Genomic DNA, 21,335 nt, shown 5'->3' with positions numbered 1-21,335 from the left:
ATTATTAATAGTCATTTTAACATTTTACCCTATTAAAGTGTGTTTTTCAATCGTTATTATTAACAGAAACGGTAATTAAGCAAAAGGTCGTTATCCTTAACCTTAACCCGTGTATATGCCCCGCTTACTAACGGCATTGAAGGTGAAAGATGGCCAAAATCACAGTCCATTATAACCGGCACATTATACTTTGCCGCAATACCTGTAACTGCACTGTACTGGTCAAGCCCCATCATTTCCTGTCCGTAGCACAGCGGTCTTCCTATGAGGAATCCCTTCACATTCTTAAACCATCCGGCATTATCCATCTGCCACATAGCCCTTCTGATTGCAAATACATTCAGATCACAGCTCTCTAAGAACCATATAATCCCGTCAGCTGCGTATCTTTCATTGAACTCTTTAACCTTGTCAAAGCTTGTACCCGTAAGATTAACAAGACAATCCATGCATCCGCCGACAAGTCTTCCTTCAAATGCGATCTCCGTATCACATTCATTGTCACCAACATATTTTCTTAAAATCTTCTTCTCAGTAAGATTGTATTGTGGTGCAGGATTCTCCTCATTCTTTAGAGACTCTCTCTCCCATGTGTCATATCCATGGACCTGTTTTTCCACAACTCCGTTATTGTTCTTACAGCCTTTTCCACGAAGCACATCAAAAGTATCCACAAGCGCCTGATGCCAGTCCTTCATTGCAAATGCGCCTGCACACGGTCCGTATACACTTGCCGTATCAGCAATCATATTCTGTAAAAATGTGAAGTTGGTATTATCAGAATATCCAAGATACCACTTAGGCTTTGCCGCCTTAATCCTGTCAAAATCAACATATGGCAGAATCTCACACATCAGTTCACCACCGCCACATGATATAAGCACATCATTGACATTGCTCTCATACATCTGTGTAAGCTCCTTACCGCATTCCTGCGGTGTATTGCTTATTCCAATTCCTTTGTCCTCATAACAGTTAGGACCAAGTTCTACTGTATAACCTTCTTTTTCAAATCTTTTAATTGTCATTCCGAATGCTGTTTATAAGGCTCCGTCGCACAACCAAAAGATGGTGCAACGAAGCCTATAGTTCCGCCTTCGGATAAGAATTCAGGATATCTCATATGCTGCCTCCTTATCTGTCATCACCCTGCATCAGCCAGATGATTATTCTACATTATTCTTTATTACAAGTATTTCTTTACTACATTGATAGCATTATTGCCTATAATCACACTGTAATGTTCTTTAATAAATGCTGCTCTTTCTTCCTTAGATGAATCAAACTCACCATATTCCAATATGAGATTAAGAAGCCTTCTGTACTTTTCTTCTGAACATCTTCCCTTGTGCAATACAAGATAATATGTATTCTCATTTTCATCCTTATATAAAGCATTAGTTACGCCCCATGTCCTTGCACTGGACTGGCATAACTGTTCAAAATCACCAAAATCTGCAATTCTGAATACACCAGCATTAACTGTTATAGGCTTTCTGGTGTTTTCCTTAACTTTAGGTACATCTTCTTTTTCAGATTCAGTCTGATCTTCTACTGGCAGCCCCAGCTTGTCAAAACTTTCTCCCACTCTCTTAAGCATGCTTCCAAAATCATCCTTACCTGATGAAACTGTAAGAAGTATTGAATGATCAGGGAGTGGAGCCAACTGCAATGACATAACATCTCCATTAAGTGTAACTCCTATATTTTTCTGAGCTTCTTCCATAATAATCTCTAACAGGTCATGTATCTTCTCTGCATCATTGTTAAAGAAATCATCTAACGAAATGTTGTTATCTTCCAGATCCTCTGCATTAAGTCTGCACTGGAACTTTCTATCACCAATTTTCTTAAATTCCATATATCCTCTTTTCAAACATAAATAATATATATCAATTAACTATTATTACATATTTTTGCTAATTCTGTCTACTATTTTTCTTGTTAAGACATTCTTGCTGGCAAGCTCCCCTTTTTCATTAACGCATACTCTGCCTCTGTTTCCGGTAACATCCGCATATATCTCAAGTCTGTCGCCATTAATCTTTGCATATACATCACATGTCTTCACATACACATTCTGCATTACTTTATTAATTATATCGTCTTCTATCTCAAAACATACCACTGTGCTTTTATGTGATATATCTCTTGCTGTACGTACTGCTTCCTTTCTTTCTTTAGTCAGCATAGCGTATATTCCCTGCCCATGGACAGGAACACATTCTCCATAATCCATGATTGTATATCTGTACAACAGCCTGTTATGAAGCTTTGATGCCTTGATATTCTCCAACGTTGTAAATACTGCATCGCATTCTTCTGAATCAAGTTTCTCAAAACATTTTCTTATATCAGGTTCAACTATGCAGCTTATACCGTCATACATATGCACTATCTTTTCTATACACTTTTCTGAATCAATAACAACAACTGCATTCTCTACTATGTCTTTAGTTCTTCTCTTTCTAACCATAACAAGTCTTGGATCTTCTCTTTTTAAGACTCCTGATATTACCACTCCATCCGGCAGGTCATCATCATTCTTTTCCATACGGATAAGCTCTGTCATGCTGACAACAGCCATATCAACCGAGCCAAGCTCAAGTGCTTCACATGCCGCCTCAAAACCTTCATGTCCGATATCTACAATCTTAGCCTGCGAACCTGGCATTCTTGCTATCGTCTGTATTGCTTTTTTTAATTTGATTCTTTCTATTCCGCTTCCATACAGTCCAAGCCTGTACATTGCATCTGTATCTTTTCTCATCTATATTCTGTAACCTTTTAAGTTTTTTGTTTTTTATTATAACATATCCGTCTGAATTGTTGAAAGTATATGTGCATTATGTTTATAATAGTAAGGAAAAAAATTAATATTAAGGAATGGTATGAATCAATGACCTATACTAAATCAAAAAGTATCTTTCTAAAGCTCGCTGCTTTAGTTTTCATCGCATTGTTCTGCATTATGGTTTTCTCTTCACCTGTCAGGGCAGAAGAAACATCAGCTGCAGAGCTCACTCCTGACATAACACTTTCCAACCAGGGAAGCGTAAGCAGGATGACTGATGGCTCTTACAACACCAAGACCTCATTTTCAGCTGGAGATACAATTCATGTGACTTCTTCTGAAAAAATGTATTCTCTGTACATCAAATGGGATTTAATACCTGATGAGTGGACACTGACATACAATGGAAAAACTGAAACTTTCGGAACTAACGATTTCCTCCACGAATATATAGATATTCCTGAAGGAACATCCGAGATGACCATAACATTTGCATCAAGCGAAGCTATCTGTGATATGCATGTATACTCACAGGGGCAGGCTCCCGCAGACGTACAGACATGGAAAACCCCATGCGATAAGGCAGACATTCTTGTATTTGCCACACACGCAGATGACGAAATCCTTTTCCTTGGTGGTGTACTTGCAACATATGGTGGAGAACAGAACCTGGCTGTACAGGTAGCATATATGTGTGAATTCACTTCATCAGCCAAGATAAGAGAACACGAAAAGCTTGACGGTTTGTGGGAATCAGGCATAAAGCATTATCCGGTATGTGGAGATTTTCCTGACCTTTACAGTCAGACATTAGAAGCTGCAAAGAAGCAGTATGTATATGATGATGTTAAAGCTTATACTACATCATGCATAAGACGATTTAAACCTCTTGTTGTAGTAACACAGGATCTTAATGGTGAATATGGTCACGGCGGTCATATGCTATTCTCTCATGCTGTTGCAGAATCAGTAGAGACAAGCAATGATTCCTCTGTATTTCCAGACTCTGCAGCCACTTATGGTACATGGGATGTTCCTAAAACTTATCTTCATCTGTACACAGAGAATAAGATTACCATGAACTTAAGGCTTCCTCTTTCCCGTATGGGAAACCGCACTTCAATTGAAGTACAGACAGCAGCTTATAAAAAGCATGTATCACAGCAGTGGTGCTGGTTCTATGTATCAGATGATTATGAATACAGCTGTGCTGATTTTGGATTATACAGGACTACCGTTGGTAATGATACCGGCAATGATATGTTAGAAAATATTACTACATATGAAGAGCAGGAAAGACTCGCTAAAGAAGCTGCCGAAAAGGAATCCATAGAAAGTTCCAAAGCTGCTGAAGAAGCAAGCATTGCTAAAGAACAGCAGGAAATAAAAGCAGCACACAAAGAAACTTCTAAAAGAAAAGTATCAGTGGCAGTGATTGTTATAATTGTTGTAATTATTATTGGTGCTGCCGCATTCGGATATGTCAGATTACAGCAGTCAAGAAGAAAGCATTCCCGTAGGAGAAGATAAATAAGGAGGTTTTGCCATGAAACTGCTTATTAACATAATAGCAATTATTGTAGTTGCTGTTGTAATTGGATTTCAGTTCAACAGAACAAAGAATCTTTATAATAAAAAATACGATGAGAACAAAGACGAATTCAAAAAAGATCAGGAACAATAAAACAAAATCAATCTTATCAAAAAGGGCTGCCATAATGGCAGCCCTTAAATATTATCAATTACTGATTATTAGTTATTGATAAGCATATCGCTTTCATTGTTCCAGCTGTAAAGCTTTCTGATTTCTGCTCCAACCTTCTCTGATGGATGCTCAGAAGCAAGCTTTCTCATAGCCTTGAAGTGAACCTGTCCACCAGCATCGCTCATGTCAAGTAAGAATTCCTTAGCAAATGAACCATCCTGAATATCAGAAAGGATCTTCTTCATAGCCTTCTTAGTATCCTCTGTGATAATCTTAGGACCTGTTATGTAATCACCATACTCAGCTGTATTAGAGATTGAGTATCTCATTCCAGCGAATCCTGACTGGTAAATAAGGTCAACGATAAGCTTCATCTCATGAATACACTCGAAGTAAGCATTACGTGGATCATATCCAGCTTCGCAAAGAGTTTCGAAACCAGCCTGCATAAGTGCACAAACACCACCACAAAGAACTGCCTGCTCACCAAAGAGGTCTGTCTCTGTTTCTGTTCTGAATGTTGTCTCAAGAAGACCAGCTCTTGCTCCACCGATACCAAGACCATAAGCAAGTGCCATGTCAAGAGCCTTTCCTGTCTCATCCTGCTCTACAGCTACAAGACAAGGAGTTCCCTTACCTGCCTGATATTCTGAACGTACTGTATGTCCAGGAGCCTTAGGGGCAATCATTGTTACATCAACGCCCTTAGGTGCCTTAATTAAACCAAAATGAATGTTGAAACCATGGGCGAACATAAGCATGTTACCTGGCTCAAGATTTGGCTCGATATCTTCCTTATAAAGCTTAGCCTGCTTCTCATCATTGATAAGAATCATGATGATGTCCGCTCTCTTAGCAGCTTCTGCAGCAGTAAATACTTCAAATCCCTGCTCCTCAGCTCTCTTCCATGACTTAGAACCCTCATAAAGTCCGATAATAACATGACAACCTGAATCCTTAAGATTTAATGCATGTGCATGTCCCTGGCTACCATAACCGATAATAGCGATTGTCTTACCGTCAAGTAATGATAAATTACAATCTGACTGATAATAGATCTTAGCTTCTGCCATTTTAAACTACCTCCATATAAATGTGTTATATATTGTAAAAGTTCTCCGGATACACCAAAGAATTATTACATCTTATTCAAATCTGCACTTCCTCTTGCGAGACCTGTAATTCCTGTTCTTGCAATCTCCGTAATGTTGAAATCTTCCAGAAGTTCCACAAACGCATTCATCTTACTTAAACTTCCTGTAAGTGCAATTATCATGGACTCCTTAGATACATCTACAATATTAGCTCTGAATATATCTGCAATAGAAGATACCTGCTGTCTCTTCTCTGGTCCACATTCAACTTTAATCATAACAAGTTCTCTGCATACTGATTCATGTGCAGGTAGCTCCACAATTTCCTTAACATCTATAAGCTTATTAAGCTGTTTCTCAATCTGTTCAAGTACATCATCTTCACCTGTTACAGCTATTGTCATACGTGACAATTCAGGATTGAGAGTTTCACCAACCGTAAGGCTGTCTATATTATATCCTCTACGGCTGAACATTCCAGCGACACGGCTAAGTACACCAGATGAATTACCCACGAGAATAGAAAAAACTGCTCGTCTCATAACCTAATCTCCTAAATTCTGATATTAAAATGCATAAAAATGCATTTATTGTCAATTATTATAACACAGAACATCAATCTGTCAATTGCCCACTTATAGCATTTACTACTCCAAGAACTACCATTCTGAGCACGGTTACATCTGTATCACTCCACTTTCTTCTGTTAATGCCAAATATATCGAATTCCACCATATATTCTTTGCCATCAACACCTTCAGCCTTCATCTGAAGAAACGAGCAAATATTGTTGTCTCTGAGTTTTCTAAAAACTTCCGGGAATTCTATAGTAAGTGACGCTATATTATTCACCATGTTAACGCCATATTCATCAAAATGATTCAAAAATTTATCATCATTAACATATGCTGCCTCAATGACATTATTCTTATAATGACCTGTACTGTATATGCATTCCATATCATTACCACAGAAAATACTTATTCCATGAATATTAAGCTTATCTGTAAGCTCTGAAAGTACTTCCTTTACTGTCATCTTTCCAAGTGATACTTTCATTACAATATTGGTTGCAAGTTCGTATTTTGCCATAGGCTTCATAAAACCGCTTCCAAATGCAATTTCATGCTTCATATCAGCCAGAATATCTCCATGCTTATTATAATCATATATAATATATCTGTCCTTGCCTTTTTCCTTGGCTATATAAAGAGCTGCATCAGCTATCTTAAACAATGTCTCAAAATCACTGCCATCCTTGCCAAACTGTGCAATACCAATTGATGTTGAGAACATATACTCTGGCTGCTTCTGGGCAAGCGATACCTTAAGTCCCTTTCTCATAGCCTTAAGCATAATGCGAAGTTCTTCAACTGTAACATCTTTTATAAGTACTATAAATTCATCTCCGCCTATGCGTCCAACTATTCCACGTCCGCCAACTGATAATTTTAATGAATCTGCAAATGCTTTAATAACCTCATCACCAAAATAATGTCCATAACTGTCATTAACACTCTTGAAGTTATCAATATCAAGAATCATCAGGAACATCTGGCGGTTTCTGTCTGAAACCGCTGTTTTATTGATATCATCAGTTATCATATCTGTTACAGTCTTCTTGTTATATATGCCCGTCGCTAAATCAAGTTTTGCCTCATCTACTCCGACATACTCCTGAACAGTTCTGGTTCTTCTATCTGGTTCAGATATTACGCCTACTGTAATTCTGTTTTCTCCATCAGCCAGAAGTGACTGTCCTCTGAAGATAAGATTGTCAACTCTTTCTCCTTTAGACATAACAGATGACGACAGCTTAACAATAAAGTTATTCATTCCACTTGCAATTGCTGTACATAATGCTTCAAACTGAACAACATCATCACCTGTTACAAAGCCCTTAGTGTACATGCTTCTTTCCATTCATTAAGACTGGTTCTCTCAAATATCTCAGATTTATTATTACGATAACAATATATTGTAATCATTCCAGAAACAGGATCATATTCAAATAGCTTCTCATCAATAGTATTGATTATTGCCCTGTATTTTCTTACACGGTGATAATACATGTCAAAATCATTCGAAATAACAATTATATCCTGTGCCACAAGCTCAACCATACGGTCTGTACCAACTTCATATATGCGCTTCTTTACAAGAAGCATCCATCTATATGAACCATTCTTAATAAGACACCGCACTATACAATATCTGACAGACATATCCGAATTAATAAACTGCTCAAAACTCATGACATCATCCGGATGCACCAGTCCGTTAAATGCAGAAAGCATAGTCTCGCCCATGAGATTGTAAAATCTTTCATCACCTATTTTAACTACATATCTGTTATCAAGTGTAAATTCCACTTCATTAGGCATATTGCCTTGATATGAAGTATCTAATTCGTATCTTCGCATAAAAAGACACCCCCCCATTCTAAGGAGCAGGACCATTATTCTCTAAGCATGCTGTCCCTGACTGGTTTTCTCAACCTTAACTTTGAGTATCATTCTTCCTCGTACATCAAGAGTTCTGAATATATAACCTTTGTATTCCACCTCAAAGTTCTCCCCGTCATCAGGTATCTTTCCAAGCTTATAAATCATAAAGCCGCTCAAAGTATCAATATCTTCGCATTCAAACTCTATTCCTAACTTGGCTTCTACATCCTCAAGATCTGCCTGACCTTCTATTATATATGAACCGTCTGCGTCGGTTACAATCTGTTCTTCTTCTTCATCATATTCGTCAAGGATATTACCTACGATTTCTTCAAGTATATCCTCCATAGTGACAATTCCTGCTGTCTGTCCATATTCATCAACAACAATAGCCATATGAATCTTTTCTGACTGCATCTGTCTGAATAACGGACTTATATTTCTTGTTTCAGGTATACAGTATGGCTTAAAAAGCATTGTATCTTCTACATCTTTAAGCTTCCTTCCCTGATTATCTTTATCAACATATATCTTAAGAAGATCGCGGATATGTAAAATACCTGTAATATTATCAATGTCTCCATTATAAACAGGATATCTTGAATAATTCTCTTCCATTACCCTGTCAAATGCTTCTCTTACAGTGATATCATCATCAAGTGCCACGATATTGTTTCTGTGCGTCATTACATCAGATGCCTGTTTCTCGCCGAATTCAAAGATATTACCTATCATCTCTGCTTCATTTTCTTCAAGAACACCCTGTTCATGGCTCTCATTAACCATATCCATTATCTCTTCTGTTACATCTTCATCTCGTTTTCCCCTGCCAAATAATTTAAGCAGAGATGAAAACCTCTTTTCTTTCCCATCCGCGGGATGGCCGTCATTCATAGTTTTCCTCCATATTTATAAGTCGTTCTTTAATAAATAATTATCATTTTAATAATAACACATTATTGTGCTGATAGTCAATTCATCTCAAGACTTACAGATAATGCTTTATTGACCTGACCTATAATATCATTGTCAAGATGACACACCTTATCCTTAAGTCTTCTTTTATCTATAGTTCTAAGCTGTTCCAACAATATAACAGAATCTTTCACCATGTCATAACGTGCAGAATCAAGTTCAACATGCGTTGGCAGCTTGCTCTTATGCATCTGGCTTGTTATCGCTGCACATATAACTGTCGGGCTATGTTTATTACCTGTATCATTCTGAATTATAAGTACTGGTCTTATTCCTCCCTGTTCTGAACCTACAACTGGTCTTAGATCTGCATAAAAAATATCTCCTCTTTTTATTACCACAACTGTCACACTCCTAAAGCTATATTTAATCCCCTTGGCTTTAGTATTGCCCGCTTTTAAGTGTGTATTCAGTTATCTTTTATCTTTTCAGGACATATGCAATTGCTTCTGATATATCTGCTGCCGTCATTCCGGCCCTGCCTTTGCCTGCCGCCGCATAATCTCCCGCTTTGCCATGAACATATACTGACAGACATGCTGCTTCAAATGCATCTAACCCCATAGCTGTCATTCCGGCAATAAGTCCCGTAAGCACATCTCCGCAGCCACCTGTGGACATTCCATCATTTCCGGTACAGTTAATATATACTTTCTGTCCGTCAGTAACTACTGTTCTTGCATCCTTTAATATGCATATACATGAATGTTGTATTGCATATTCTTTAGCAGACTCGATCATATGCTCTTTAATATCAGCAGCTGTCTTTCCTGTAAGCCTTGACATTTCCATAATATGGGGCGTAATTATAATCTTCCCTTCACTGCTGCCTTTATAATCAATATGTTCAGCAGCAATAATATTAAGTGCATCTGCATCAAGTATTCTTACTTTATCTTCTCTTTCAAGAACACATCTGGTAAGTTCTGCTGCTACCCCGTTCATAGATAATCCCGGACCCACAGCTATACTTTTTGCCCATTCAAAATCTGCTTTAAGTTCTGCTGCCAGCGGCATATTATCAAGATATGTTGATATCAGACATTCTGGCATTCTGCACAGCAGTGCTGTCTTATTAACCTCATGTGTAAGTACTTTAACAAGTCCTGTTCCACTTCTGTATGCGGCTGATGCACTAAGAATTGCAGCTCCTCCCATATTCTTAGAGCCTGCTATAATAAGTGTCCTGCCATATGTTCCTTTATTAGAATCTGGTTTTCTTACAAGAAGTCTGCCTGCATCTTTATCGTCATATGTAAAAATACTGCCGAAACCTTCGACTTTACTATGTAAAATATCATCTGTTACAAAACCTGCATTAATGACTTCTACACTACCACTGTATGAAGCTCCCGGGTAAAACATGATACCTGTCTTATTATATCCAAATGTAACTGTATAATCAGCACGTACTGCCACACCCTGAATCTGACCATTATCAGCGCTTATTCCAGATGCTATATCGACTGCAACCACTTTGGATGTACCTTTATCTCTGGCATTATTAACAGCCTGTATTATCTGTGCATATCTTCCTTCAATCTTTCTTGAAAGACCTATACCAAATATTGCGTCTACAATATAATCATATTCACCAAAATCAGTATTGCTATCATATTCATCACAATGTATTCCAAGTTTTTCAGCTATACTTTTCTGTAATCTGTATTCATCTGTCCCTGCAGATGTTCCTACAAGCACAATATCTGCATATATTCCATTCTCATTAAGCTGTCTTGAGACAGCAATTCCATCTGCGCCATTATTACCACTGCCACAGACACAGACAACTTTAATGCTGCTTTCTTGTCTTGTATTCTCAGCAATAATCTTTCTTAAAAACGCTGAAACCCCCAGTGCTGCTCTTTCCATGAGCACCACTGAGGGAATTCCGAACTCCTGTATTGAACAGGCATCAACTGATTTCATTGTATGTGAGTCTGTTAAATATCTCATATCTTTACTTCCTGTTAGCAATAGTATATGAAAGTCTCATAAGGCTTTCTGACAAATGTACATTCTCAACAATAACATCATCCGGAAGATTAAGGTCGGTATGGGCAAAATTCCATATTGCCTTAACTCCGGCATCAACAACAACTTTAGCAATCTGTCTAGCAGCTTCCTTAGGTATTGTAAGTGCTACTATCTCAATATCATTATTCTTAATGAAATCTGTAAGTTCATTCATCATCCTTACTTCAATTCCACGAATCTTAGTTCCTTTAATCTTAGGATTATTATCAAATATTCCCTTAATAACGAAACCTCTCTTCTCGAAATCACTATAGTTAACAATAGCCTTTCCTAAATTACCGGCTCCGATAATAACCATATTGTGATTACGGTCTATGCCAAGAATCTTTCCAATCTCTTCATACAGATACTGAACATTATAGCCATATCCCTGCTGTCCAAATCCTCCAAAGTTATTAAGATCCTGTCTTATCTGTGAGGCTGTTACCTTCATTCTGGCACTCAGCTCTTTAGATGATATTCTCTGTACACCAGACTCTATCAGCTCTCCCAGATATCTGTAATATCTTGGCAGTCTTCTTATTACCGCCGACGAAATCTTTTTCTCTTCCATTACACCAAACCTCCAGACTACGATTGCTCATTTTACCAAGATATAAACGAGTATATAAATAAACTATAACAAGCTATACATAGTATAACCATTTTTCTTTAATATGTCAAAATTTTAACCAAGAACTCTTTTAGCAATATCAACAGATTCTTTTGCATCTTTTGCATAGAAATCTGCATCTATCTCTTTAGCGTATTCCGGAGTAAGTACTGCACCTCCAACCATAACCTTACAATCAAGATTATTTTCTCTTATAAGTGCAATTGTTTCTTTCATAGATACAAGTGTTGTTGTCATAAGTGCAGAAAGTCCACACAGTTTAACATCATTATCTCTTATTGCATCAACAACTGCCTGGTACTCAACATCCTTTCCAAGATCAATAACATCATATCCATAATTCTCAAGAAGAACTTTGACAATATTCTTTCCTATATCATGAACATCACCCTTGACTGTAGCTATAACTATCTTTCCTTTGCTTACAGGGGCATTATCAGACATAACCATATGCTTTCTTATAACTTCAAATGCTGCCTGTGCAACACCTGCTGACATAATAAGCTGTGGAAGGAACAATGTACCCTTCTCGAATTCAGCACCTATCTTATCAAGTGCAGGAATAAGCACCTGATTAACAATCTCCATTGAATCCATAATCTTAAGAAGAGCCTCTGTTATCTCAGCGCCTTCATTCTTAAGTCCTTTTTCAACAGCATAGAAAAGATCATCTCCTGTATAGTTTCCATCTTTCTTTTCCTTCTTGACAGGATCAATCTTAGAAACATTTGGCATAGCACCATAGTTTTTTATGTAATCAACTGAATTCTTATCAATATTGGCAAGAAGCTTATACGCCCTTACCGCACCTGTCATCTCTGGGATATTAGGATTGATAATTGCAAGGTCAAGTCCGTTAGTAAGTGCCATTGTAAGGAAAATGTGGTTTACAAGCACTCTGTTTGGAAGTCCGAATGAAATATTAGAAACGCCAAGAACTGTCTTTAAACCAAGCTCATGCTTAACTGTATGAAGTGCATTAAGAGTTTCCATTACGCCCTCCTGCTCAGCAGAAGCTGTAAGTGTAAGACAATCAATATAAATGTCTTCTTTAGGGATTCCCATTGCAACAGCCCGGTCCATAATCTTCTTTGCTATCGCAACTCTGTCCTCTGCCTTCTTAGGAATGCCATCTTTATCAAGTGCAAGTCCGATAACTCCTGCACCATATTTCTTAACAAGAGGAAGAACATTGTTAAGAGACTCCTCCTCACCATTAACTGAGTTAACAAGCGGCTTACCATTGTATACACGGAGTGCTGCCTCAAGTACTTCAGGTATTGTAGAATCAATCTGAAGTGGGACATCTACAACTGCCTGTAATGACTTTATTGTATCAATCATCATTTCACGCTCATCAATCCCCGGAAGGCCTACATTGACATCAAGAATATCTGCGCCACCTGATATCTGCTCTAAAGCCTGTCCAAGAATATAATCCATATCGTGTCTTAACAAAGCTTCCTTAAAAAGCTTCTTACCTGTAGGATTGATTCTTTCACCTATAATTCTTGGTTCATCAACAACAACAGTGCTTGTAGCTGAACACACTGCACCTGGAATATATTTGTGTGGTGCTGCCGGATTGCCTTCTCTTTTTAACATCTCTGATAATTCTTTAATGAACTCAGGATTAGTTCCACAGCAGCCGCCGAATATCTTGATGCCATATTTTCTTAAATCCTTCATGAAATCTGCAAACTGGGCTGCAGTAACATTGTAAAGGTTAGTTTCAGGGTCAGGAAGTCCTGCATTAGGCTTTACTACTATTGGAAGATTAGTCCATTTTACAAGTTCTTCAATAACCGGTTCTAATTCCTTAGGTCCTAAAGAACAGTTTACACCGAGTGCATCAACGCCAAGTCCTGTAAGTGTAAGAGCCATTGCCGATATAGAGCAGCCTGTGAAGGTTCTCATATTCTGTTCAAATGTCATCGTGGCAACAATAGGAAGGTCGCTGTTTTCCTTAGCTGCAAGTACAGCAGCCTTAACATCTAAAAGGTCAGTCATTGTCTCAAATACAACAAGGTCTGCTCCCGCAGCCGCTCCTGCCTTTACTATCTCGGCATACATATCATATGCTTCTTCAAAGCTTAATACACCTGTTGGCTCGAGAAGCTGTCCGATTGGTCCTACATCAAGTGCAACAAGTCCGTCAGGCTTTACTGCATCTCTTGCCTTCTTTGCATTGACAATTCCGGCAGTTACAAGCTCCTCAACACTTTTTCCGCATTCTTCAAGCTTATATCTGTTTGCGCCAAATGTATTGGCATATACCACATCTGAACCCGCATTGTAATACTGCTCTGCAATTGATACAAGAAGATCCGGTCTTGTAATATTAAGTACTTCCGGCGTCTCTCCCATCTTCATTCCAGCTGCCTGAAGCATTGTACCCATAGCACCATCAAATATTATATAATCTCTTGTCTTTAAGAGTTCTCTGAATCTGTCATCCACTGCAATGTCCTCCCATTCCTCTGTATGCGCAGGTTTTATTAAGATTGCAGGTTGCGCAACCTCTGTTACCGGTACTTACCTGTTCCTTAGTAAGTCCGATAACCGCAGTTACCGACTTTACTGGAGCCAGCATATATGATTTATTAAGATTAAGTCCAATCTTTTTACTGGCGTCTAACACCTTTAAGAAAGGCTCCTGCATGCTTATTGGCAGGTCGCCATAACCAATCCCAAACCTGAATGTCTGGTAATAATCAGGGTATTCCTCTCTTAAAAGTTCTTCCACCTTATCGCATGCCTGTTCAACAGCTACACTTGCAAGGCTATCAAACACCAGTGCCTTTGCCATATCTGTAAGCTGCAACACTCTTAATTGTCTGTCAATACCTTCCGATATCGTTACAGCCATACATATTGCACTGTCACATTTATACAGATGCTTCTTAATGGACTCGCCCGGAAGCACCATGCTTGTATTCTTAAATGCCACACCGTCTTCATTAACTGTAAAATCAAGCTTCTTATAAATAAATCTTGGAACTGCGGTCTTTAATACAAGCTCCTCACATTCATCCATAAGCTCTTCCACCCGTTCATCAGGTGCATTTTTCTTATAACCCAGATATCTTAACGCTTCTTTTCTGTTAAGACTGGTAAGCCTAATACTTTTCTCCATTTCTTCTTACCTTGCCGCTTTTACTTCTGCGTTCTTTAAGTTTGTCATGTTTTCCACGGGACTCGTCTTTTCTTCTTCTTGTATCTGGCTTTGACTTGGATTTTCTTGCCGGCTTGGCAGATACATTTGCTTTCTCTACATTAACCTTTCTGCCCTTGATAAGTACATTGTCATTCATTGCTGCAAGTACTGCTTCCGCATGCTTTGCAGGTACATCAACAAATGTATAATTATCCATCATATCAATTGCACCGACAAGTCTTCCCGGCATTCCTGATTCTCCTGCAATAGCACCAAGAATATTGGCTGGTGTAATCTTGTCCTTCTTACCAACATTAATAAAGAGTCTTACCATTCTTGATGTATAAGCATTTTCATCAAAATGGAAATTCTCAACCTCATCAACTCTGTCTAATGTATCTCCGACTATCATCTTAAGAAGTGCTGCTGCCATATCCATTGATGTGTAATCTTCCTGGTTAACATGCTCCTCAACCATATCGAGCATAGCTCTGTGCTCATCAGCCTCAATCATCTCTTTAATTTTGTCAAATATACCGTCCATCTTAGTATTCTTGACATCATCAAGTGATGGGATTGGCTTTGCAAGAATCTTAGTCTTACAATATCTCTCGATATCCTTTAACTTGTATACCTCTCTTCCTGAGATAAATGAAAGTGCAAGTCCTGACTTTCCAGCTCTTCCTGTTCTTCCAATTCTGTGTACATAATACTCTTCATCCTGTGGAAGGTCATAGTTAAATACAATATCAACTCCGTCAACATCAATTCCTCTTGCCGCAACATCAGTTGCAATAAGAATTTCTGTCTTTCCACTTCTGAAATCATCCATTACACGGTCTCTCTGCTGCTGCTTCATATCTCCATGGATTCCATCAGCAAAATATCCTCTTCCCTTAAGCTCTGATATAAGCTCGTCCACCTGTCTCTTAGTGTTACAGAACACAACTGACAGCTTAGGATTGTATATATCAATAAGACGGCTTAAGATTTCTGTTTTATTCTTAGGCCTTACTTCATAATAGAACTGATCAATATTGGAAACTGTAAGTTCTTTTCTTACAACCTTGATAATCTTGGCGTCTTTCTGGAATTTTCTTGCAATCTCCATAATAGGCTTAGGCATTGTAGCTGAAAAAAGAACTGTCTGTCTTTCCTCTGGTGTCTCTGTAAGAATTGTTTCCATATCCTCACGGAATCCCATATCAAGCATCTCATCAGCTTCATCTAATATAACCATAGATACCGAATCAAACTTAACAGTCTTTCTTCTCATATGGTCCATAACTCGTCCCGGAGTTCCAACAATAATCTGTACGCCGGATTTTAAAGACTTAATCTGTCTTACAATCTCCTGTCCGCCATACACCGGTAACACCTTAATGTCACTCATGTACTTGGCAAGCTTTCTTATCTCTTCTGCAACCTGTACTGCAAGCTCTCTTGTAGGGCAGAGTACAATTGCCTGTGGTTTCTTAACATCTGGATTAATCTTCTGTAACATAGGGATAGAGTACGCAGCAGTCTTACCTGTTCCGGTCTGTGCCTGTCCGATAACATCAATTCCTTCCAATACTGCAGGAATGGCCTGTGTCTGTATAGGAGATGTCTCCTCAAAGCCCATATCCTCTACCGCTCTTAAAATTCTTTCATCAATATTTAATTCATCAAATTTCATTCTTTAATCTCCATTTCTATAACTTGTTAATTTTACATTACAGAAGTCCATAAGTCAAAGTAATAATTGCATTTTATTTCTTGTACATATATAATCGTTTTAAATATCAATTCAGCCTTCACCAGAGGAGTGAATTGTATATCGTCTGTCATTGTGCAGGGCATGCTTCGTAAAACCCGCCAGGATTGCTAATTTGCTGCACCCAGTCTGGGGCTTCTTTGATTGTTTATGTTCATTCGACATCTGGACACTGCCGCGATACTGTCCGTATAGGGCATACGCCCGATATATTGCGAACTGTGTGGGAGTTAATGCCGCTATATACATAAGAGCGGTGTGCTAAAGCTCGTTCAAGCGAAGCGCGTTTGCTGATGCACACCGCAATAAACTTTGTAGATAGCGGCATTTACTCCCACTAAGTGCAGCAATCCTTGAGGGCGTATGCCCTATACGGACAGTATCGCGGCAGTGTTCATCTGGCGAATGTACACAAACTTTAAGCCCCAGACTGGATGCAGCAAATTCACACAATCCTGACGAAGGTTTTACGAAGCATGCCTGCACAATGACAGACTAAGTACACATATCCCCCTCTGGTGAAGGCTGGATACATATAATAAAGGAGTATCTATGATTTTATCTTGTAATAATATTAGTAAATCTTTTGGAACGGACATTATTATTAAGTCCTGTTCTTTTAATATAGAAGATCATGAGAAGGCTGCCATTGTTGGAATCAATGGTGCCGGTAAATCTACTCTGTTAAAGATTATTACCGGTGAAGAGCCTGCTGATACAGGCATTGTCACTCTTGCTAAGGATAAGACTCTTGGTTATCTTGCTCAGCAGCAGGACCTTCAGTCTGACAGAAGCATTTATGATGAACTTCTTTCTGTAAAGCAGTATATCCTTGATATAGAGAGTGAATTAAGAAGAATTGAGGCTGCCATGAACAGTGCTTCAGGTGATGAGCTTGAAGCTCTTATGAACAGATACACTAATCTTAATCATGAATTTGAAATGAATAATGGTTACGCATATAAAAGCGAGATTACAGGCGTACTTAAAGGTCTTGGTTTTACTGAAGAGGATTTCTCTTTACATGTAAATACCTTATCCGGTGGCCAGAAAACCCGTGTATCTCTAGGTAAGCTATTACTTTCCAAGCCTGATATTATTATGCTTGATGAGCCTACCAACCACCTTGATATGGAATCTATAAGCTGGTTAGAGAATTACCTTCTTAATTACAATGGTGCGGTTCTTATCGTTGCGCACGACAGATATTTCCTTGATAAGATTGTAAGCAAGATTATCGAGATTGATAACGGTGACTGTACTGTATTTTCCGGGAATTACACAGACTATGCTTCCAAGAAAGCAATTCTTCGTAATATGAAGTTAAAGGAATACTTAAATCAGCAGCGTGATATCAAGCATCAGGAAGAGGTTATTGCCAAGTTAAAGCAGTTTAACCGTGAAAAATCTATCAAACGTGCAGAAAGCCGTGAAAAAATGCTTGATAAGATGGAGGTTGTTGACAAACCTGTTGAACTTAATGCCAGGATGAACATTCAGCTTGAACCATCTGTTGTAAGTGGTAATGATGTCCTTACTGTTACTGACCTTACCAAATCGTTTGACGGCAATACTCTTTTTAATAATATTAATTTCGATATTAAGCGTGGTGAGCGTGTCGCTTTAATAGGTAACAACGGAACCGGTAAGACAACTATATTAAAGCTTATTAACGGCATTATCCAGCCGGACAGTGGAAGCATTTATCTTGGTGCTAAGGTTGCTATTGGTTATTATGATCAGGAACATCATGTGCTTGATCCTGACAAGACTCTTTTTCAGGAGATTCAGGATGCATATCCTGACCTTAACAATACACAGATAAGAAATACTCTCGCAGCATTTCTTTTTACTGATGATGATGTATTCAAATACATCCGCGACTTAAGTGGTGGTGAACGTGGACGAGTTTCTCTGGCAAAGCTTATGCTTTCTAATGCCAACCTGCTTATTCTCGATGAGCCTACTAACCACCTTGATATTGTATCCAAGGAAATTCTTGAGAACGCCCTTAACAACTACACAGGCACTGTTCTTTATGTCTCCCACGACAGATACTTTATCAACGCTACTGCAACCAGAATTATTGAGCTCACTAACAAGAATATTGTTAATTATATTGGTAATTATGATTATTATCTTGAAAAAAGGGATATACTGACAACAAAGACTTTCCCTGCTACAACAGGCAGTTCTTCCGCTGATACTACAGTCAAAGACTCTAAAATTTCATGGCAGCAGTCACGAGAAGAACAGAACAGACTTAAGAAAAGAAAGAATGAAATCAAACGCACCGAAGAAAGAATATCCGTGGTTGAAGAAAGGCTTGCCGCTATTGATGCTGAATATTCTGACCCTTCAATAGGAAGCAATACCGCCCGTTTAATGGAACTGCATACTGAGTCTGCCGGACTGCAGAAAGAATTAGACGAGTTGTATGAACACTGGGATTCACTCATGGAAGAAGAATAGTACCATGATTCGTCAAAAAGTGCTAAAAATCCCCATTTTAAGCCACTTTTTATTGACAAATTACTTGGTATGGAGTATAAATATTTTAGACTTTTATTACTTAATTTTTTAAGGAGGACAATTAAATCATGAATAAGACAGAATTAGTTGCTGCTATCGCAGAAAAGACTGGACTTACTAAAAAAGACGCTGAAGGTGCTGTTAAGGCTTTCACAGATACTGTTGCTGAACAGTTAAAGGCTGGTGACAAGATTCAGTTAGTTGGTTTCGGTACATTTGAAGTTGCTGAAAGAGCTGCTAGAACAGGAAAGAATCCTCAGACAGGTGAAGCTATTAATATCCCTGCTTCTAAGGCGCCTAAGTTCAAGGCTGGTAAGGCTTTAAAGGATGTTGTTAACACACCTGCAGCGCCAGCTAAGAAGTCTAAGAAGAAGTAATTAATTATGACTTTTAAAGGCTGTCACTTATGTGGCAGCCTTTTTTCTCTTTATTTAATTAAATTCACGGAATTGAGGTTTATTAATTATGGAAATCGAACGCAAATATCTGGTATCAGGCATCCCTGACAATTTAGATTTTTATCCTTGCCGCTTAATTGAACAGGGGTATCTTAACACTGCTCCTGTTGTCCGTGTAAGACGCGACAATGATAATTACTATCTCACTTATAAGGGTGGCGGAATGATGGCTAGGGAAGAATACAATCTTCCGCTTAACAAGGAAGCCTATGAACATCTGATCAAGAAAGCTGATGGCAATATCATCACCAAGAAGCGTTATGAAATTCCTGATGGCAATGGCTATACTATTGAACTTGACATATTTGAAGGACTCTTTGCTGGCACTATCCTTGCAGAAGTTGAATTTCCAACTATCGAAGCTGCCAATTCATACATTGCCCCTTCATGGTTTATTAAAGATGTTACTAATGATTCTGCTTATCATAACAGTAATATGAGCAGAAAAGTTTTCTAATATATGAGGTCTGGGATATGGATAAAGAAACTTTGTTTGAATACATTCAGCGGCTTAAGCTGGCAGTAATAACTCTTTTCAAATGGTTGTTCTGCTCGGTTGTATGTGGCTGTTTTATTGGTTCAGTCGGTGCTATATTTCACCTGATGCTTGGCTATGTAGGCAGCCTGCGGGTTGAATACCCATTTTTACTATTCGGTCTGCCAGTTGCCGGTATCATCATTGTATTCATGTACAATATAGTACACGAAGCGGGAAACCGTGGGACCAACCTTGTAATAACTGCGATACAGTCTAATGATGAAGTACCAGGAAGAGTTGCTCCTCTTATAATTGTATCAACTCTCCTTACCCATCTGTGCGGTGGTTCCGCCGGACGAGAAGGTGCTGCACTTCAGGTCGGAGGTGCATTAGGTAATACATTTGCAAAGCTGTTTAAGTTCGATGAGAAGGATACACGAATTATGATTATGTGCGGCATGAGTGCCTGCTTCTCAGCACTATTTGGAACACCTATTGCAGCAGCCGTTTTCTCTATGGAAGTAATAAGCGTCGGTGTTATGTATTATGCTGCTTTAGTACCATGCGTACTCGCTGCATTTATAGCACAGGGAATAGCCTCTGCACTGGGCCTTGAATCTACGCATTTTGTAGTTGATGAAATCGCTTCTTTCTCTTTTATTAATGGCGGCAAATTCATCATCATGTCCGTGCTTTTTGCTCTTGCTAGCATTCTGCTGTGTGTTGTTTTACATGGTACTTCAAAGCTCTACACTAATTACATAAACAATCCATATATAAGAATAATTATTGCAGGAGTCCTTGTTATTGTCATGCGATATATCTTTGGCACAACTGATTATCTCGGTGCAGGCTCAGATATTATTGCAAGAAGCTTTGTAACAAGTTGTGCATGGTATGTATTCCTTTTAAAAATGCTGTTTACAGCCGTAACTTTGGGCGGTGGATTCAAAGGTGGCGAAATTGTTCCTACTCTTTTCGTGGGTGCAACGCTTGGAAGCTTCTTAGCACCTATATTCGGACTCCCTGTCGGATTATGTGCAGCATGTGGTATGGTAAGTGTGTTCTGCGGAGTAACTAACTGCCCCCTCACATCATTTATTCTATCTATTGAGATGTTTGGTGCATCAACTATGAAATTCACGATTCTGTGTATTGCATTAAGTTATCTGTTATCCGGATATTACAGCCTGTATAACAGCCAGAAAATCGTCTATTCCAAGTATAAGACAGAATATATAAACCGCCGGTCCCATTGACCTGATTAAATTCAGGTCAAAAGAACCGAC

20 protein-coding genes are annotated in these 21,335 nt (G+C 38.6%); 6 read left to right on the top strand and 14 right to left on the bottom strand.

Going from position 1 to position 21,335, the window contains the following annotated elements; all coding sequences use genetic code 11:
* Nucleotides 1-59: 59 nt before the first annotated feature.
* The 3 genes from DW963_RS02235 to DW963_RS02225 all read right to left on the bottom strand — a co-directional run bounded on the left by DW963_RS02235 (nt 60) and on the right by DW963_RS02225 (nt 2,770).
* Nucleotides 60-1,028 carry a S66 family peptidase gene (locus DW963_RS02235; protein WP_353652750.1) on the bottom strand — a complete coding sequence of 323 codons (969 nt, stop codon included), beginning with the start codon at nt 1,026-1,028 and terminating at the stop codon, nt 60-62.
* A 158-nt stretch (nt 1,029-1,186) separates the two neighbouring features.
* The gene (locus DW963_RS02230; RefSeq protein WP_117913678.1) at nt 1,187-1,861 is read right to left on the bottom strand and encodes an adaptor protein MecA; all 675 of its coding nucleotides are present in this window, start codon (nt 1,859-1,861) and stop codon (nt 1,187-1,189) included.
* A 45-nt stretch (nt 1,862-1,906) separates the two neighbouring features.
* Entirely contained in the window at nt 1,907-2,770 is an 864-nt protein-coding gene (locus DW963_RS02225) for a hypothetical protein (protein ID WP_117913677.1), read from the bottom strand.
* A gap of 129 nt (nt 2,771-2,899) precedes the next feature.
* Here DW963_RS02225 and DW963_RS02220 point away from each other — a divergent pair, with 129 nt between their 5' ends.
* Nucleotides 2,900-4,324, top strand: coding sequence for a PIG-L deacetylase family protein (locus tag DW963_RS02220; protein ID WP_117913711.1), 1,425 nt, complete (start codon nt 2,900-2,902; stop codon nt 4,322-4,324).
* Nucleotides 4,325-4,340: 16 nt separating this feature from the next.
* Nucleotides 4,341-4,478, top strand: a complete 138-nt coding sequence (locus DW963_RS13240) for a hypothetical protein (protein ID WP_154300426.1) — start codon at nt 4,341-4,343, stop codon at nt 4,476-4,478.
* 68 nt (nt 4,479-4,546) lie between these two features.
* Here DW963_RS13240 and ilvC read toward each other — a convergent pair whose 3' ends face one another.
* The 11 genes from ilvC to DW963_RS02165 all read right to left on the bottom strand — a co-directional run bounded on the left by ilvC (nt 4,547) and on the right by DW963_RS02165 (nt 16,500).
* Nucleotides 4,547-5,572: a ketol-acid reductoisomerase gene (gene ilvC, locus DW963_RS02215; RefSeq protein ID WP_117913676.1), complete on the bottom strand. Its 1,026-nt coding sequence runs from the start codon at nt 5,570-5,572 to the stop codon at nt 4,547-4,549.
* Between the two features lie 65 nt (nt 5,573-5,637).
* Nucleotides 5,638-6,135, bottom strand: coding sequence for an acetolactate synthase small subunit (gene ilvN, locus DW963_RS02210; RefSeq protein ID WP_022099123.1), 498 nt, complete (start codon nt 6,133-6,135; stop codon nt 5,638-5,640).
* A gap of 73 nt (nt 6,136-6,208) precedes the next feature.
* Nucleotides 6,209-7,516, bottom strand: a complete 1,308-nt coding sequence (locus tag DW963_RS02205) for a GGDEF domain-containing protein (protein WP_117913675.1) — start codon at nt 7,514-7,516, stop codon at nt 6,209-6,211.
* Complete coding sequence (locus DW963_RS02200; RefSeq protein ID WP_117913674.1) at nt 7,483-8,016, bottom strand: PAS domain-containing protein; 534 nt, start codon at nt 8,014-8,016, stop codon at nt 7,483-7,485. The genes DW963_RS02205 and DW963_RS02200 overlap by 34 nt, the downstream gene beginning before the upstream one ends.
* 42 nt (nt 8,017-8,058) lie before the next feature.
* Nucleotides 8,059-8,934, bottom strand: coding sequence for a hemolysin family protein (locus DW963_RS02195; protein ID WP_117913673.1), 876 nt, complete (start codon nt 8,932-8,934; stop codon nt 8,059-8,061).
* Between the two features lie 77 nt (nt 8,935-9,011).
* Nucleotides 9,012-9,356: a type II toxin-antitoxin system PemK/MazF family toxin gene (locus DW963_RS02190; protein ID WP_022099126.1), complete on the bottom strand. Its 345-nt coding sequence runs from the start codon at nt 9,354-9,356 to the stop codon at nt 9,012-9,014.
* 79 nt (nt 9,357-9,435) lie between these two features.
* Nucleotides 9,436-10,971, bottom strand: a complete 1,536-nt coding sequence (locus tag DW963_RS02185) for an NAD(P)H-hydrate dehydratase (RefSeq protein ID WP_117913672.1) — start codon at nt 10,969-10,971, stop codon at nt 9,436-9,438.
* 4 nt (nt 10,972-10,975) lie between these two features.
* Nucleotides 10,976-11,605 carry a redox-sensing transcriptional repressor Rex gene (locus DW963_RS02180; RefSeq protein WP_117913671.1) on the bottom strand — a complete coding sequence of 210 codons (630 nt, stop codon included), beginning with the start codon at nt 11,603-11,605 and terminating at the stop codon, nt 10,976-10,978.
* Between the two features lie 114 nt (nt 11,606-11,719).
* Nucleotides 11,720-14,125: a homocysteine S-methyltransferase family protein gene (locus DW963_RS02175; protein WP_117913670.1), complete on the bottom strand. Its 2,406-nt coding sequence runs from the start codon at nt 14,123-14,125 to the stop codon at nt 11,720-11,722.
* Nucleotides 14,118-14,801 (bottom strand): vitamin B12 dependent-methionine synthase activation domain-containing protein, encoded by a 684-nt coding sequence (locus DW963_RS02170; protein ID WP_117913669.1) that lies wholly within the window; start codon nt 14,799-14,801, stop codon nt 14,118-14,120. The genes DW963_RS02175 and DW963_RS02170 overlap by 8 nt, the downstream gene beginning before the upstream one ends.
* On the bottom strand, nt 14,785-16,500 hold the full coding sequence (locus DW963_RS02165) for a DEAD/DEAH box helicase (protein ID WP_117913668.1): 1,716 nt from the start codon (nt 16,498-16,500) through the stop codon (nt 14,785-14,787). The genes DW963_RS02170 and DW963_RS02165 overlap by 17 nt, the downstream gene beginning before the upstream one ends.
* 630 nt (nt 16,501-17,130) lie before the next feature.
* Here DW963_RS02165 and abc-f point away from each other — a divergent pair.
* The 4 genes from abc-f (at nt 17,131) to DW963_RS02145 (ending at nt 21,305) form a co-directional block, all read left to right on the top strand.
* A complete protein-coding gene (gene abc-f / locus DW963_RS02160; RefSeq protein WP_117913667.1) occupies nt 17,131-19,050 on the top strand; it encodes a ribosomal protection-like ABC-F family protein in 1,920 nt (639 codons plus the stop codon).
* A 128-nt stretch (nt 19,051-19,178) separates the two neighbouring features.
* Entirely contained in the window at nt 19,179-19,487 is a 309-nt protein-coding gene (gene hbs / locus DW963_RS02155) for a non-specific DNA-binding protein Hbs (RefSeq protein WP_117913666.1), read from the top strand.
* Nucleotides 19,488-19,575: 88 nt separating this feature from the next.
* Nucleotides 19,576-20,025 (top strand): CYTH domain-containing protein, encoded by a 450-nt coding sequence (locus DW963_RS02150; RefSeq protein WP_117913665.1) that lies wholly within the window; start codon nt 19,576-19,578, stop codon nt 20,023-20,025.
* Nucleotides 20,026-20,042: 17 nt separating this feature from the next.
* Nucleotides 20,043-21,305, top strand: coding sequence for a chloride channel protein (locus tag DW963_RS02145; RefSeq protein WP_117913664.1), 1,263 nt, complete (start codon nt 20,043-20,045; stop codon nt 21,303-21,305).
* The last annotated feature ends 30 nt before the right edge of the window (nt 21,306-21,335 follow it).

Origin of the sequence: Eubacterium sp. AM46-8 (assembly GCF_003466705.1) — a bacterium.
Taxonomy (GTDB): domain Bacteria; phylum Bacillota; class Clostridia; order Lachnospirales; family Lachnospiraceae; genus Lachnospira.
The sequence above is the reverse complement of the archived record's forward strand: the minus strand, read 5'-3'. Positions and strand labels throughout refer to the sequence as shown.

Excerpts from the sequence above, each read along its gene's own strand:
- DW963_RS02235 (WP_353652750.1), bottom strand. The coding sequence starts at position 1,028 with ATGACAATTAAAAGATTTGAAAAAGAAGGTTATACAGTAGAACTTGGT.
- DW963_RS02230 (WP_117913678.1), bottom strand. The coding sequence starts at position 1,861 with ATGGAATTTAAGAAAATTGGTGATAGAAAGTTCCAGTGCAGACTTAAT.
- DW963_RS02225 (WP_117913677.1), bottom strand. The coding sequence starts at position 2,770 with ATGAGAAAAGATACAGATGCAATGTACAGGCTTGGACTGTATGGAAGC.
- DW963_RS02220 (WP_117913711.1), top strand. The coding sequence starts at position 2,900 with ATGACCTATACTAAATCAAAAAGTATCTTTCTAAAGCTCGCTGCTTTA.
- DW963_RS13240 (WP_154300426.1), top strand. The coding sequence starts at position 4,341 with ATGAAACTGCTTATTAACATAATAGCAATTATTGTAGTTGCTGTTGTA.
- ilvC (WP_117913676.1), bottom strand. The coding sequence starts at position 5,572 with ATGGCAGAAGCTAAGATCTATTATCAGTCAGATTGTAATTTATCATTA.
- ilvN (WP_022099123.1), bottom strand. The coding sequence starts at position 6,135 with ATGAGACGAGCAGTTTTTTCTATTCTCGTGGGTAATTCATCTGGTGTA.
- DW963_RS02205 (WP_117913675.1), bottom strand. The coding sequence starts at position 7,516 with ATGGAAAGAAGCATGTACACTAAGGGCTTTGTAACAGGTGATGATGTT.
- DW963_RS02200 (WP_117913674.1), bottom strand. The coding sequence starts at position 8,016 with ATGCGAAGATACGAATTAGATACTTCATATCAAGGCAATATGCCTAAT.
- DW963_RS02195 (WP_117913673.1), bottom strand. The coding sequence starts at position 8,934 with ATGAATGACGGCCATCCCGCGGATGGGAAAGAAAAGAGGTTTTCATCT.
- DW963_RS02185 (WP_117913672.1), bottom strand. The coding sequence starts at position 10,971 with ATGAGATATTTAACAGACTCACATACAATGAAATCAGTTGATGCCTGT.
- DW963_RS02180 (WP_117913671.1), bottom strand. The coding sequence starts at position 11,605 with ATGGAAGAGAAAAAGATTTCGTCGGCGGTAATAAGAAGACTGCCAAGA.
- DW963_RS02170 (WP_117913669.1), bottom strand. The coding sequence starts at position 14,801 with ATGGAGAAAAGTATTAGGCTTACCAGTCTTAACAGAAAAGAAGCGTTA.
- DW963_RS02165 (WP_117913668.1), bottom strand. The coding sequence starts at position 16,500 with ATGAAATTTGATGAATTAAATATTGATGAAAGAATTTTAAGAGCGGTA.
- abc-f (WP_117913667.1), top strand. The coding sequence starts at position 17,131 with ATGATTTTATCTTGTAATAATATTAGTAAATCTTTTGGAACGGACATT.
- hbs (WP_117913666.1), top strand. The coding sequence starts at position 19,179 with ATGAATAAGACAGAATTAGTTGCTGCTATCGCAGAAAAGACTGGACTT.
- DW963_RS02150 (WP_117913665.1), top strand. The coding sequence starts at position 19,576 with ATGGAAATCGAACGCAAATATCTGGTATCAGGCATCCCTGACAATTTA.
- DW963_RS02145 (WP_117913664.1), top strand. The coding sequence starts at position 20,043 with ATGGATAAAGAAACTTTGTTTGAATACATTCAGCGGCTTAAGCTGGCA.